At 75.0% G+C, this 12977-nt stretch carries 11 protein-coding genes; 6 read left to right on the top strand and 5 right to left on the bottom strand.

What is annotated here, in order from left to right; all coding sequences use genetic code 11:
- The first annotated feature begins 85 nt into the window (after positions 1-85).
- The 4 genes from Actkin_RS08060 (at position 86) to Actkin_RS08045 (ending at position 5119) form a co-directional block, all read left to right on the top strand.
- A complete protein-coding gene (locus Actkin_RS08060) occupies positions 86-1183 on the top strand; it encodes a polyprenyl synthetase family protein (RefSeq protein ID WP_258906549.1) in 1098 nt (365 codons plus the stop codon).
- Positions 1184-1185: 2 nt separating this feature from the next.
- On the top strand, positions 1186-2709 hold the full coding sequence (gene crtI / locus Actkin_RS08055) for a phytoene desaturase family protein (RefSeq protein ID WP_258906548.1): 1524 nt from the start codon (positions 1186-1188) through the stop codon (positions 2707-2709).
- Positions 2710-2785: 76 nt separating this feature from the next.
- Positions 2786-4165, top strand: a complete 1380-nt coding sequence (locus tag Actkin_RS08050) for a hypothetical protein (protein ID WP_258906547.1) — start codon at positions 2786-2788, stop codon at positions 4163-4165.
- 48 nt (positions 4166-4213) lie between these two features.
- Positions 4214-5119, top strand: coding sequence for a phytoene/squalene synthase family protein (locus Actkin_RS08045; protein ID WP_258906546.1), 906 nt, complete (start codon positions 4214-4216; stop codon positions 5117-5119).
- Here the strand turns inward: Actkin_RS08045 and Actkin_RS08040 are convergent.
- A complete protein-coding gene (locus Actkin_RS08040; RefSeq protein WP_189211927.1) occupies positions 5088-5453 on the bottom strand; it encodes an Rv2175c family DNA-binding protein in 366 nt (121 codons plus the stop codon). The genes Actkin_RS08045 and Actkin_RS08040 overlap by 32 nt on opposite strands.
- Positions 5454-5548: 95 nt before the next feature.
- Here Actkin_RS08040 and Actkin_RS08035 point away from each other — a divergent pair, with 95 nt between their 5' ends.
- The gene (locus Actkin_RS08035) at positions 5549-7687 is read left to right on the top strand and encodes a Stk1 family PASTA domain-containing Ser/Thr kinase (protein WP_258906543.1); all 2139 of its coding nucleotides are present in this window, start codon (positions 5549-5551) and stop codon (positions 7685-7687) included.
- Positions 7688-7706: 19 nt separating this feature from the next.
- Here the strand turns inward: Actkin_RS08035 and Actkin_RS08030 are convergent, their stop codons facing one another.
- Both Actkin_RS08030 and Actkin_RS08025 read right to left on the bottom strand, forming a co-directional pair.
- On the bottom strand, positions 7707-8063 hold the full coding sequence (locus Actkin_RS08030; protein WP_189211928.1) for a hypothetical protein: 357 nt from the start codon (positions 8061-8063) through the stop codon (positions 7707-7709).
- 185 nt (positions 8064-8248) lie between these two features.
- Positions 8249-9637: a class II 3-deoxy-7-phosphoheptulonate synthase gene (locus Actkin_RS08025; protein WP_189211929.1), complete on the bottom strand. Its 1389-nt coding sequence runs from the start codon at positions 9635-9637 to the stop codon at positions 8249-8251.
- A 129-nt stretch (positions 9638-9766) separates the two neighbouring features.
- On the opposite strand from Actkin_RS08025, the gene Actkin_RS08020 reads away from it, so the two are divergent.
- A complete protein-coding gene (locus tag Actkin_RS08020) occupies positions 9767-10786 on the top strand; it encodes a DUF2891 domain-containing protein (protein ID WP_258906542.1) in 1020 nt (339 codons plus the stop codon).
- Here Actkin_RS08020 and Actkin_RS08015 read toward each other — a convergent pair.
- Both Actkin_RS08015 and Actkin_RS08010 read right to left on the bottom strand, forming a co-directional pair.
- Positions 10756-11601: a phosphotransferase gene (locus Actkin_RS08015; protein ID WP_258906541.1), complete on the bottom strand. Its 846-nt coding sequence runs from the start codon at positions 11599-11601 to the stop codon at positions 10756-10758. The genes Actkin_RS08020 and Actkin_RS08015 overlap by 31 nt on opposite strands.
- Positions 11574-12932, bottom strand: a complete 1359-nt coding sequence (locus Actkin_RS08010; protein ID WP_258906540.1) for an amidase family protein — start codon at positions 12930-12932, stop codon at positions 11574-11576. Before Actkin_RS08010 ends, Actkin_RS08015 begins: the two co-directional genes overlap by 28 nt.
- Positions 12933-12977: the final 45 nt, after the last annotated feature.

Below are 12977 nucleotides of genomic sequence, written 5' to 3'. Positions count from 1 at the left end.
CTGCTGGTTCCACCAATCGGAACAACGGTGCGAGCCGGGACACCCCGGCGCGACCGGGAGCACGGTCACAGCGGACGATAGCGGGGTGCAGCAGGCGCTCCGACCCCATCCCGAGGCACCCATCGACGACGCGGTGGCCGCGCACGTCGAGCGGGCGCTGACCGACTACCTGGCGACGCGGCACGCGGACATGGCCGAGGCCGCGCCGTCGTTCGGCACGGCGGTGGCGTCGCTGGCCGGGTTCGTGCTCGGCGGCGGCAAGCGGCTGCGGCCCACGTTCGCCTGGTGGGGCTGGCGCGGCGCGGGCGGCGCGGGCGCGGGCGTGGACGCGCGCGCTGTGCTGCGCGGGGTCAGCGCGCTGGAGCTGATCCAGGCGTGCGCGCTGGTGCACGACGACCTGATGGACGCCTCCGCGATGCGCCGGGGCAAGCCCACCGTGCACATGGACTTCGCCGCCCGGCACCGCGAGGCGGGCTGGCTCGGCGAGCCGGACCGCTTCGGCGCCGCGACCGCGATCCTGCTCGGCGACCTGGCCCTGGCCTGGGCCGACGACATGTTCGCCACCTCCGGCCTCGACGCGGGCCGCCTGGCCGCCGCGCTGCCGCCGTGGCAGGCCATGCGCGCGGAGATGCTGGCCGGGCAGTACCTCGACGTGCTCACCCAGGCCCGAGGCGACGAGTCCGAGGCGACGGCGCTGAGCGTGGCCAGGATGAAGACCGCCGCCTACACCGTCGAGCGCCCGCTGCACCTGGGCGCGGCGCTGGCGGGCGCGCCCGCGCCGACGGTGGCCGCGCTGCGCGCCTTCGGCGCCGACATCGGCCTGGCCTTCCAGCTGCGCGACGACCTGCTCGGCATGTACGGCGACACCGAGGTCACCGGCAAGCCCGCGGGCGACGACCTGCGCGAGGGCAAGCGCACGCTGCTCATGGCCCTGGGCATGGCGATGGCGGGGGACCGCGCCGCCGTCCTGCGCGCCGCCCTCGGCGCCGACGACCTGTCCCCCACGACCCTCGCCGACGTGCGCGGCATCCTGGTGGAGGTGGGCGCGGTCGCCGAGGTGGAACGGCGCATCGACGCCCTCACCGCGACCGCGCTGGCCGCGCTCGACCGCGCCGACCTGGCCGGACCCGCCGACCGGGTGCTGGCCGAGCTGGCGGTGGCCGCGGGGCGGAGGACGAGCTGACCATGCGGACCATCACCGGCCGGACCGACCACGTGGTCGTGGTCGGCGCCGGGCTCTCCGGGCTCTCGGCCGCGCTGCACCTGGCGGGCGCGGGCCGCGAGGTGACCGTCCTGGAGGCCGCGGCCGCGCCCGGCGGCCGGGCCGGGCAGGAGGTCATCGCCGGGCACCGGGTCGACACGGGCGCGACCGTGCTCACCATGCCGGAGCTGATCGACGAGGCGCTGAGCGCGGTCGGGGCGTCCGTGGCCGAGCTGGACCTGGTCCGCCTCGACCCCGCGTACCGCGCGCACTTCGCCGACGGCAGCACCATCGCAGTGCACACCGACGCGGCGGCGATGGAGGCCGAGGTCCGGCGGGTCGCGGGGCCCCGCGAGGCGGCGGGCTACCGCAGCCTGCGCGCCTGGCTGACGCGGCTGTACCAGGTGGAGCGGGACCGGTTCATCGGCGCGAACTTCGACTCCCCCGCCGACCTCGCCCGGCCCGAGCTGGCCCGGCTCGCCGCGCTCGGCGGGTTCGGCAGGCTCGGCCCCGCCGTGGCCCGGCACCTGTCCGACGAGCGCCTGCGCAGGCTGTTCTCCTTCCAGTCGCTGTACGCAGGCGTCGCCCCGAGCCGGGCGCTCGCGGCCTACGCGGTGATCGCGTACATGGACACCGTCGCGGGCGTGTACTACCCGCGCGGCGGCATGGGCGCGGTGGCCGAGACGATGGCCGCCGCCGCGGGGCGCGCGGGGGTGCGCTTCCGCTACGGCACGGCCGCCGCCTGGCTGGAGCGCATCGGCAGCCGCGTGCACGCCGTGCGCACGACCTCGGGCGAGCGGGTGCCCTGCGACGCCGTCGTGCTGACCGCCGACCTCGCCGCGAGCTACCGGCTGCTGGGAATCACCCCGCGCAGGCCGCTGCGGCTGCGCTACTCGCCGTCCGCGGTCGTGCTGCACACCAGCTCGCCGAGGTCCTGGCCGGAGCTGGACCACCACACGATCTTCTTCGGCCGCGAGTGGGAGCGGACCTTCACCGAGATCACCCGGCGCGGGCGGCTGATGCGCGACCCGTCGCTGCTGGTGACCCGCCCGACGAAGACCGACCCCGGCCTGGCCCCGGACGGCCGGGAGCTGGTGTCGGTGCTCGCGCCCTGCCCGAACCTGGCGGTCGGCCCGGTGGACTGGCGGCGGATCGGCCCGGTCTACCGCGACGAGCTGGCCGCCGAGCTCGACCGGCGCGGGCTGGCCGGGTTCGGCGCGGACACCACGGACCTGCGCCTGGTGACCCCGGCGGACTGGGCGGCGGCCGGGTTGGCCGAGGGCACGCCGTTCTCCGTGGCGCACACCTTCGCCCAGACCGGGCCGTTCCGCCCGCGCAATCTGGTGCCGAGGGCCGACAACGTGGTGCTCGCGGGCAGCGGGACCACGCCCGGCGTCGGCATCCCGCCGGTGGTGATCTCCGGACGGCTGGCCGCGCAGCGCGTGACCGGAACCGGCCAGTCGGCGGGCCGCTCGCGCGGGCGCGGGGAATCTGTAAGCGGAATGTGAGTTTTCGGGCGCGCCCCAGGGGAATCCGGCGGAGATAATGCCGGGGGCGCGGGCGGACGGCGAGTAGGAGCGGCGGATGCGGATGCGGGGACGGCGGCGCGGCGGGGCGGTGGTCGCCCTCGGGGCCGTGCTCACCCTGGGGGCCGCGTGCACGTCGGCGGTCGGGGGCGTCCCGCAGGCCGCCGGGGTCATGCCCGCCACGGCGGGCCAGACGGCCGCGCAGTCCCTGCTGGACCTCGCCGAGTCCGGCGCCGTCCACTACGTCGGCACGATGACCGCGTCGAACGAGAAGGTCGACTTCGACCTCGTCGCCGCCCGCACGGGCGAGATCCAGGGCAAGGTCGTCATCGGCGGCCAGCCCGCCTCGGTGCTGGTCGTCAACGACACGATCTACCTCAAGGGCGCGGCGGCCTTCTGGAACGAGATCTCCGGCATCGGCGGCACCGGCCGCAGCGCGGCGATCGCGGGCCGCTGGGTGCAGACCCCGAGCGGGCTGCTCGGCCTGGAGTTCAGCGGGGTGTTCGCGCCGGAGGCGCTGAGCAACCAGCTCGCGCGCGGCGCCGAGGCCGCTGGCGACGAGCCGTTCACCGAGGTCGGGACGGAGTCGGTGGCGGGCGTGGACGCGGTGAAGGTCACCACCGAGGGCGGCACGCTCTACCTGGCCGAGGAGGCCCCGCACGGGCTGCTCAAGGTCGAGGCGCCCCGGCTCGGCCGCGCGGACCCGACCAGCGTCGAGGACCTGACCGCCGAGATCAAGGACGCCTCCGCCGAGCTGACCGCCTTCTACGCCGAGTTCGCCAAGAACGCCGACGCCCTGGCCGCCCCGGTCGACGCGCTCACCACCGTGACCGAGGGCGAGCACAACTTCGACGGCTGCGGCGCCGACAGCTGCTCGATCGTGGTGCGGTTCACCAACTCCAGCAAGCTCGCGGTGACGGTGTCCGTGCGCGGGACCTGGCAGGGCGACGGCGCCCCGCTGGGCACCTGCGACACCAAGGCGGGGCCGGTCGCCCCGGGCCAGCAGGGCGAGGCGCGCTGCACGCTCAGCACCCCGCAGTGGAAGCAGTTCTACCAGCGCGCGAACTCCGTGGCGGGCAACCACCCGTACAGCGTCGAGTGGTCGACGCTCGTGCTGGCCGACGCGCCGGACCTGACGCAGCTGCAGGAGCGGGCCGCGGTGGAGTCCGCGACGGCGTCGGACCGGACCGAGGGCAGCCACTTCGTCTACGCCCTGGCCTACGGCGACGGCCAGGTGTGGAAGTACGGGGTCGCCGCGGGCGACTCGTGGCAGGAGCACGCTGGCCGCCAGCTCCCCGCCTGCCTCGCCGCGACCAAGGCACTGTGCGATGTGGACCTCGTCACGGCGACCGACAGCGCGGTGGCCGGGTACCGGCTCATGGGCGACCTGGTCGCCGAGGAATGCCCGGCAGGCCAGTGGGCTGCCTGTAAGCGCTGACACAACGGCGACGGGCCGCGACAGGCCCTATGCGAGGATGCGCAGGCCATGCGCGCCGACCCCGACCTGGCGACGGCCTACGCGGCCTGCCGCCTCATCAACGCCGAGCACGGCCGCACCTACTTCCTCGCGACCCGGCTCCTCCCGCCGCACCGGCGGCCCGCCGTGCACGCGCTGTACGGGTTCGCCCGGCTCGCGGACGAGATCGTCGACTCCCCCGGCCCCGACCCGACCGCCGCCCTGGACGCGCTGGAGAACGACCTCCACGCGGCGTTCCTCGGCGCCTACGCCCACCCCGTGCTCGCCGCGCTGGCCGACACCGTCGACCGGTTCGCCATAGACCCCGGCCTGTTCGACGTGTTCCTCAAGTCGATGCGTATGGACCTGACCGTCACCGACTACCCGGACCTGGACGCGCTCGCCGAGTACACGCACGGCTCAGCCGGAGTGATCGGGCTGATGATGCTGCCCGTGCTGGGCACCGTCGGCCCGCGCGCGGACGCCGAACCGGCAGCGGCCGCGCTGGGCGAGGCGTTCCAGCTCACCAACTTCCTGCGCGACGTCGGCGAGGACCTCGACCGCGGCCGGGTGTACCTGCCCGCCGACCACCTGGCCGCCTTCGGCGTCGACCGGGAGCGGCTGGCGGCCACCCGCGCGGTCGGCGGCGACCGGAGGGTGCGCAGGGCCATCGCGCACCTGGTGGCGCACACGCGCGCGGTGTACCGCCGGGCCGTCCCCGGGATCGCGCTGCTGGACCCGGTGGCGCGCCCGTGCGTGGACACCGCGGCGCGGCTGTACGCGGGCATCCTCGACGAGATCGCCCGCGCCGACTACGACGTGCTGACCCGCCGCGCGGTGGTGTCCCGGCGCAGGCGGCTGGCGGTCGCCGCGCCGGGACTGGCGCGTTGCCTGCTCGCCCGGGTCAGAACGCCAGGGCCTGGGCCCGGCGCTTGACCTCGCGGCCGCGGTTGCCGCGCAGCGCGTCGATCGGGCGGCCGGGCAGCGACTCGTCGGCGGTGAACAGCCAGCGCAGCATCTCGTCGGGGGTGAACCCGGCGTCGTGCAGCACGGTGATCGTGCCGGGCAGGCCCTTGACCACCTCGGCGTCGACGAGGAAGTCGGCGGGCACGGCCAGCACGCCACCGCGGCGCAGGGCCAGCAGGTGGTGGTCGCGCAGCGCCTGGTGGACCCGGGTGACCGGCTGGTCGAGGCGGGCGGCGACGTCCGGCAGCGGCAGGACCTCCACCTCGGGGTCGAGCACGTCGGCGGCGGCGGGAATCGAACTCACGGTTGTCCACTGTGCCACAACCGGACATGTGAGGCAGCCGTGAAAATCCCGGCCTTCGCCACGGCGCGGCGCGCGCGTCCGTACGATCGACCACTGTGCGGGAGACGGGTCTGATCGGGGCGCTGCTGGAGCAGCGCTACCGAGTCGACGCTCCGCTGGCGCGCGGCGGCATGTCAGCGGTCTACCGGGGTGTCGACACCCGGCTCGACCGCCCGGTCGCCATCAAGGTCATGGACCAGCGCTTCGCCGCCGACCCCAGCTTCGTCGAGCGCTTCGAGCGCGAGGCCCGCTCCGCGGCGCGCATCCACCACCCGAACGTCGTCGCCGTGCACGACCAGGGCCTCGACGGCGACCACGTGTACCTGGTGATGGAGCTGGTCGACGGCGGCACGCTGCGCGACCTGCTCATCGAGCGGGGCGCGCTGCCGCCGCCGCTGGCCGTGTCGATCCTGGAGCCGGTGCTCGCCGCGCTGGCCGCCGCGCACGCCGCCGACCTCGTGCACCGGGACGTGAAGCCGGAGAACGTGCTCATCGGCGCGAACGGCGTGGTCAAGGTCGCCGACTTCGGGCTGGTGCGGGCGCTGTCGAGCCCGGGGACGACCAAGAGCAGCGTGATCCTGGGCACCGTCTCCTACCTGTCACCCGAGCAGGTGACGACCGGGACGGCCACGCCGCGCGGGGACGTCTACTCCGCGGCCATCGTGCTGTACGAGATGCTGACGGGCGCCCCGCCGTACGTGGGCGACAACCCGCTCTCGGTGGCCTACCGCCACGCCAACGACGACGTGCCGCAGGCAGGCGCCCTCGTCCGCGGCCTGCCGCCCGCCCTCGACGAGCTGGTCACCCGCGCCACCCGCCGCGACCCAGCCGCCCGGCCCGCAGACGGCGCGGCGTTCCTCGCCGAGCTGCAGCAGGTGCGCGCGACGTCGGCGCTGCCGAGGATGCGCATCCCGGTGCCGACGCCGAGCCCGCTGCCGCCCGCGCCGCCGGTCGAGGTCCCCGTCGTCCAGGAACCGGACCCGGGGCCGGAGACCCCGGCCGCCGAGGAGCCCGACGAGGACAGGACCGTCACCACCGACCCCGCCGACGCGCCGACCGAGCGCGCGGTGGCCCCGGTGCACGACCCCGAGGCCACGGTCCGGGTCAGCACCGGCGCGCTCGCCGCGGCGGGCATCGGCCAGGCGACGGTGATGCGGCCGCCGCAGGGGTTCAGCGCGGCAGGCCCGCAGGGCACCAGGGCGATGCTGCGCTCGGACCTGGAGAAGGTCATCGAGGCGGCCCAGCAGCCGCCCCCGCCGACCGGCCCGCAGCCGCTGCCCGGCCCCCCGCCGCCCCCGCCACCGCCGCGGTCGGCGACCCGCCGGTATGTGCTGATGGGCATCGCCGGTGTGCTCGTCCTGGCCCTGCTCGGCACGCTGACCTGGTGGTTCTCCTCCGGCCGCTACACCGTCGTCCCGTCGCTGGCGGGCGAGGAGGTCAGCGCGGCCGAGGCGGCCGTGCGCGAGGCCGGGCTGACCCCGTCGGTGGACCGCCAGCGGCACAACCAGGTCCCGCAGGGCGTGGTCATCAGCACCGATCCCGGCGGGGGCGCCGAGCTGCTGCGCGGCGACCCGGTCACGCTGGTGGTGTCCGCGGGCAGGCCGGTGGTGCCCGACGTCGCCCCCGGAGCCGACCCCGCTGCCGCCGAGGCGGCGATCCGCGACCACGGCCTGCAGCCGCAGCGCGACGACGCCGTCAACGTCTACGACGAGCAGGTCCCCGAGGGCCGGGTCGTGCGGCTCAACCCGCCTGCCGGGTCGTCGCTGGACATCGGCACCCGGGTCGTCATCATCCTCAGCCGGGGCCCCGCGCCCAAGCAGGTCCCCGACCTGCGCGGCAAGACCCGCGACGAGGCGTTCGCCGAGCTGACCGCCAACGGGTTCCAGCCCGTCGACGGGCCGGCCGAGTTCTCCCCGGACGTCGAGGGCGGCCGCGTCATCCGCACCGACCCGCCCGCGGGCACGACCATCGACGCCAAGGGCAACAAGCAGGTCACCGTCGTCGTCTCCGACGCGGTGATGGTGCCCGACCTGAGCGGGTTGACCGTGCCCGAGGCGCAGGCGAAGCTGGCCGAGCAGGGGCTGTCGATCGAGCTGCAGCCGTTCTCCAACGGCAACGGCCGGGTGATCACCCAGTCGCCCGGTCCGGGCACCCGGGTGCAGCGCGGCGGCAAGGTCCAGGTGTTCGCGTTCTGACGTCCGCTGTGGACGGGTTCTACGGCAACCACAGGGCGTTGGGCCTCATCACCAGGTTCGGCGCGCCCGGCTCGCCGGGGGCGGGCAGGGCGATGAGGTCCCGGACGATCTCGGTCAGGTCGGAGCCGTCCCTGAGCCACACGACGCCGCCGCCGTCGCCCTCCAGCAGCCGGACACCGACGACATGGAAGCGGTCGAACACGTAGAGGGCGTCGGTGTGCAGTCTGTGGCAGCGGCAGCCTGCGATGCACAGCAGCCCGCCCCGGTCGTCGGCCAGCGGCCGGAACCGCCACCCCGCCGTCCGCAGGGCCGCGAGCTGGGCCAACTCGGGAAACCGCGCTACCGCGCTCGCCTCAGTGATCGGCGCAAATGCCATCGAAGCCGCACCCTTCGTCGGTTAGCGCGAACGCTAGAGGCAACGGAAGGTGACCAGCCGGGCGAGATGTGTGACATCACCTGAGTAGGCAAGGCAGAAAACACTATCGGGGAATCAGCACGAGAAACCCCGCGCCGAGAGGGCGCGGGGTTTCTTGCGTTATTAACTATTGCGCGAGAAACCAATCAGGAGCGCAGCATCTCCGCGACCAGGAAGGCAAGTTCGAGCGACTGCTGCGTGTTCAGCCGGGGGTCGCACGCGGTCTCGTAGCGGCCGGACAGGTCGGCGTCGGAGATCTCCTGCGCGCCGCCGAGGCACTCGGTGACGTCCTCGCCGGTCAGTTCCACGTGGATGCCGCCCGGGTGCGTGCCCAGTCGCCTGTGGACCTCGAAGAAGCCCTGCACCTCGTCGACGATGCGGTCGAAGTGGCGGGTCTTGTAGCCGGTCGACGACTCGTGCGTGTTGCCGTGCATCGGGTCGCACTGCCAGATGACCTTGTGGCCGGACGCCTCGACCTTCTCCACGATCGCGGGCAGCACGTCGCGGACCTTGGCGTTGCCCATGCGGCTGATCAGGGTCAGCCTGCCGGGCTGGTTGCGCGGGTCGAGGCGCTCGACGTACTCCACCGCCATCTCCGGGGAGGTGGTGGGGCCGATCTTGAGGCCGATCGGGTTCGACAGCAGCTCGGCGAAGGCGATGTGCGCGCCGTCGAGCTGGCGGGTGCGCTCGCCGATCCACAGGAAGTGCGAGGAGAGGTCGTAGAGCTTGGGCTCCTCGCCGCCGCTGTCCAGGCGCAGCATCGCGCGCTCGTAGTCCAGCAGCAGCGCCTCGTGGCTGGAGTACACCTCGGCGGTGTGCAGGGAGGTGTCCTCGACGCCGCAGGCGCGCATGAAGCGCAGACCGCGGTCGATCTCGGTGGCCAGCGCCTCGTACCGCTCGCCAGCGGGCGAGGTGCGGACGAAGTCGCGGTTCCAGTCGTGGACCTGGGCCAGGTCGGCCATGCCCGCGCCGGTCAGCGCGCGGACGAGGTTCATCGCGGCGCTGGAGTTGGCGTAGGCGCGGATCATCCGCGACGGGTCCGGCACCCGGGCCTCGGGCGTGGCGACCAGCGAGTTGACGATGTCGCCGCGGTAGACCGGCAGGCCGAGCGCGTCGGTGGCCGCCGAGCGGGGCTTGGCGTACTGGCCCGCGATGCGGCCGACCTTGACGACCGGCAGGCTGGCGCCGTAGGTGAGCACGACGGCCATCTGCAGCAGGGTGCGGATGTTGCCGCGCAAGTGCGGCTCGGTGTTGTCGGCGAAGGTCTCGGCGCAGTCCCCGCCCTGGAGCAGGAACGCGCGGCCCTGCGCGACCTCGGCCAGCCGACGGTGCAGCCGGTCGATCTCGGCGGGCACGGTGATGGGCGGCACGCTCTCCAGCACGGTGCGCACCTGGCGCACCTGCTCGGCGTCGGGCCACTCCGGCTGCTGGGCGGCCGGGCGGGCGAGGGCCTCGTCGAGACGGGCGCGCAGGTCAGGCGGGAGCGGTGGGAGCTCGGGAAGCGTGTCCACCGGCACGTCCACGGTCCAGTTCACGGTGTCCAGAGTAGGAGGTCGCCGGAATCGCCCGCACACCGGGACACCTGTCCCATTAAGTGGACGCAACCGCTTGCAGGTTGGTACACCACTGGTCCGCGTCCACGGTCGCCCGGCAACATGGCCGTGGTGACCCCGGACCTGGATTCGGCCACCGCCGAACGCCTTCTCGCCACCGCCGTCGCCAACATCCGCAGGGACTACCCCGTCCACTGGATGCACCTGATCGACTCGCCGGACGACCTGAAGACGCAACGGGAGTTGCACCCGGTGTTCGCAGGCTCCTACGACTGGCACTCCTGCGTCCACCAGACCTGGCTGATCGTCCGGCTGCTGCGCGTCTTACCCGGGCTGACCGGCGCGGACGCCGCCCGCGCCGCGCTCGACGAGCTGGTCACCCCCGACGGCGCGCGGACCGAGGCCGACTTCTTCGCCAGCCCGGAGGGCGCGTTCTGGGAGCGGCCGTACGGCTGGGCGTGGCTGCTGACGCTGGACGCCGAGCTGCGGGCCTGGCCGGAAGGCGAGCGGTGGTCCACCGCGCTGGCCCCGCTGACCGACGTGCTCCGGTCCCGCTGGCTCGACTGGCTCAAGGGCGCCCGCCTGCCCATCCGCGTCGGCACGCACACCAACAGCGCGTTCGCCATCGGCCTCGCCCTGGACGCCGCCCGGTCCACCGGGGACACCGAGCTGGCCGAGGCGTGCGTCGACGCCGCCGAGCGGTTCTACGGCGCCGACCAGGGCTACGGCGGCTTCGAGCCCAGCGCCGCCGACTTCCTCTCCCCCGCCCTCGTCGAGGCCGACCTGCTGCGCCGCGTCCGCGCGCCGGAGGCGTTCGCCGAGTGGCTGGCCGCGTTCATCCCCGACCTGGACGGCCCCCGCTGGGCGGCCCTGCGCGTCCCGGTCGAGGTGGACGACCCGGCCGACCCGTACGGCTCGCACCTGTCCGGCCTGGCGCTGTCCCGGGCGTGGTGCTGGCGCGGCATCGCCGAGGCGCTGCCCGACGGCCACCGGCACGCCGACCTCGCCCGCGACGCCGCCGCGGCGCACCGGGAGGCGGGCCTGCGCTACGTCTTCGGCTACGGCTACGCCGCCGAGCACTGGCTCGGCACCTTCGCCGCCTACCTGGACCTGGGCGCGCTGCGGGCGTAGTCCATCAGCTCGTCGGTCGGCATGCCCTTGCGGAAGGCGCCGATCGCCACCACGGCGGCCACCGCCCGGCACCAGCCGTCCAGCCGGTCCGGGCGCAGGTCCGACACCGCCAGCAGCGCGTCCCGGCGGTCCTCGATCGCGGGGCCGTCGAGGACGTAGTCGACGGCGTCGAACTCCGGCTCGCCGAGGGTGCCGAAGGGGTCGATGACGACCGGGCGCGCGCCGATCAGCAGGTTGTCCCGGTGCAGGTCGCCGTGCAGGAGCACGGCGCGGTCGACGGTCGCGGCCATCGCCGCGCACGCGGTCCGGGCAGCGGCCAGGTCGTCGGCGGTGACCGGGCCTTCCGGGCGGGCCCGGCCCAGGAACCCGGTCGTCCCGGCCACCAGGTCCGGGCGGTCGATCGGCGCGACCGCGTGCAGGTCGGCCAGCAGGGCGGCGAACTCGGCGGGCTCCGGCCAGCCGGGGACGCCGTCGACGTGCGCCATGAGCAGCGCGCCGTCCTCGGCGGCCAGCAGCCTCGGCACGCGTCCGCTCGGCCCGAACGCGCGCAATACCCCGGCCTGCCCCCGCGCGGCGGTCGCCTGCTCCGGGAACACCTTGAGCACCACCGGCACGCCGTCGCGCCACGCGCGCACCGTCGCCCCGGAGTTGCCGCCGCCGAACGGCTCGCCCAGCACGAGTCCCCAGTCGGCGGCCACGCGGTCGAGCAGCGCGGGCAGACGGGCGAGCCAGTCGGCGATCCCGGCGCCGTACCGGCGGGTCATCCGCCACTCCACCTCGGCCAGGTTCACAGCGCGGGCCGCCGGTCGGTCCACGGGTGGGCGCGCTCGTACTGGCCCGACAGCGACAGCAGCAGGTGCTCGCTGCCCATCGGCCCGATCACCTGCACGCCGATCGGCACGCCCCCGTCGTCCAGCCCCACCGGCAGCGCGGCCACCGGGTAGCCCAGGACGTTCCAGGTCGGGAAGTACGGGATGAGCGCGCCGACGGCGGCGAGGGTCATCGATGCCCCGCTGCCGTGGTAGCGCCCGACGCGCGGCGGCCTGCGCACCCAGCCCGGCTGCAGGATCAGGTCGTGCTCGGTGAAGAAGCCCGCCATCCGCGCCTGCAGGCCCGCCTCCGCGGTGCGCGCCCAGGCCAGGGCGCGGTCGGGCAGGCGGGCGCCCGCGCGGGCCAGCATGCGCGTGCGCGGCTCCAGCCACTCCGGGTGCGGCAGCCCGGCCACGTCGTCGGCGACACCGCGCAGGTAGCGGACCATGAACTGCGGGCCGGGCCGGGCGCCCAGCGGCACGTCCGCCTCGGTCACCCGGTGGCCGAGGTCGCGCAGCCGGTCGGCGGTGTCGGCCACCGCCCTGCGGTACTCCGCCGACATCGGCGGACGGCCGACCGGCGTGTTCCAGGCCAGCGCGATCCGCAGCGGCGCTGGCGGCTTGTCCACCGCGGCCCGGTAGCCGGGCTCCCCGGCCAGCACCTCGATCATCGCGGCCGCGTCCGCCACGCCCCGGCCGAGCGCGCCGAGGCCTGCCAGCCCGTGCCAGATCTCGCCGAGCGGGGCCAGCGGGATCAGCCCGCGGCTCGTCTTGAGGCCGAACACCCCGGAGGCGCAGGACGGCATCCGGACCGAGCCGCCGCCGTCGGACCCGGTCGCCACGCCGACGATCCCGGCGGCGACGGCCGCCGCGCTCCCGCCGGACGAGCCGCCCGGCGTGTGGTCGAGGTGCCACGGGTTGCGCGTCGAGCCGTAGGTCAGGCTCTCGGTGAACGGCCACAGGCAGCGGTCCGGCGTCAGGGTCCGGCCGACGATCACCGCGCCCGCTGCGCGCAACCGGGCCACCGCGGCGCTGTCGGCCGTCGCCGGGGGGAACTGCGGCCGCCCGCCTGCGGCGGTCACGTCACCCGCGACGTCGATGTCGTCCTTGACCGCGATCGGCACGCCCAGCAGCGGCGTGGACTCCCCCGCGTCCAGCCGCGCCTGGGCTGCCTCCGCCGCCGCCCGCGCCGACTCGTCGACCGCGCGGAAGGCGTTGATCACCGGATCGACCTCGCGCAGCCGCGCCAGCACCGCGTCGAGCAGCTCCGGCGCCCGCACCGATCCCGCCCGCAGCGCCCGCGCCTGCGCGTCCGCCCCCGCCCAGAGCAGTTCCATGGGCGCAGACACTAGTGCGCCCGCCCCCAGGTGATCACGGAGGCG

It is taken from the genome of Actinokineospora sp. UTMC 2448 (assembly GCF_024760565.1).
GTDB classification, from domain to species: Bacteria; Actinomycetota; Actinomycetes; order Mycobacteriales; family Pseudonocardiaceae; genus Actinokineospora; species Actinokineospora fastidiosa.
The sequence above is the reverse complement of the archived record's forward strand: the minus strand, read 5'-3'. Positions and strand labels throughout refer to the sequence as shown.

Coding starts and splice junctions, on each gene's coding strand:
- crtI (WP_258906548.1), top strand. CDS start 1,186: ATGCGGACCATCACCGGCCGGACCGACCACGTGGTCGTGGTCGGCGCC.
- Actkin_RS08050 (WP_258906547.1), top strand. CDS start 2,786: ATGCGGATGCGGGGACGGCGGCGCGGCGGGGCGGTGGTCGCCCTCGGG.
- Actkin_RS08045 (WP_258906546.1), top strand. CDS start 4,214: ATGCGCGCCGACCCCGACCTGGCGACGGCCTACGCGGCCTGCCGCCTC.
- Actkin_RS08030 (WP_189211928.1), bottom strand. CDS start 8,063: ATGGCATTTGCGCCGATCACTGAGGCGAGCGCGGTAGCGCGGTTTCCC.
- Actkin_RS08010 (WP_258906540.1), bottom strand. CDS start 12,932: ATGGAACTGCTCTGGGCGGGGGCGGACGCGCAGGCGCGGGCGCTGCGG.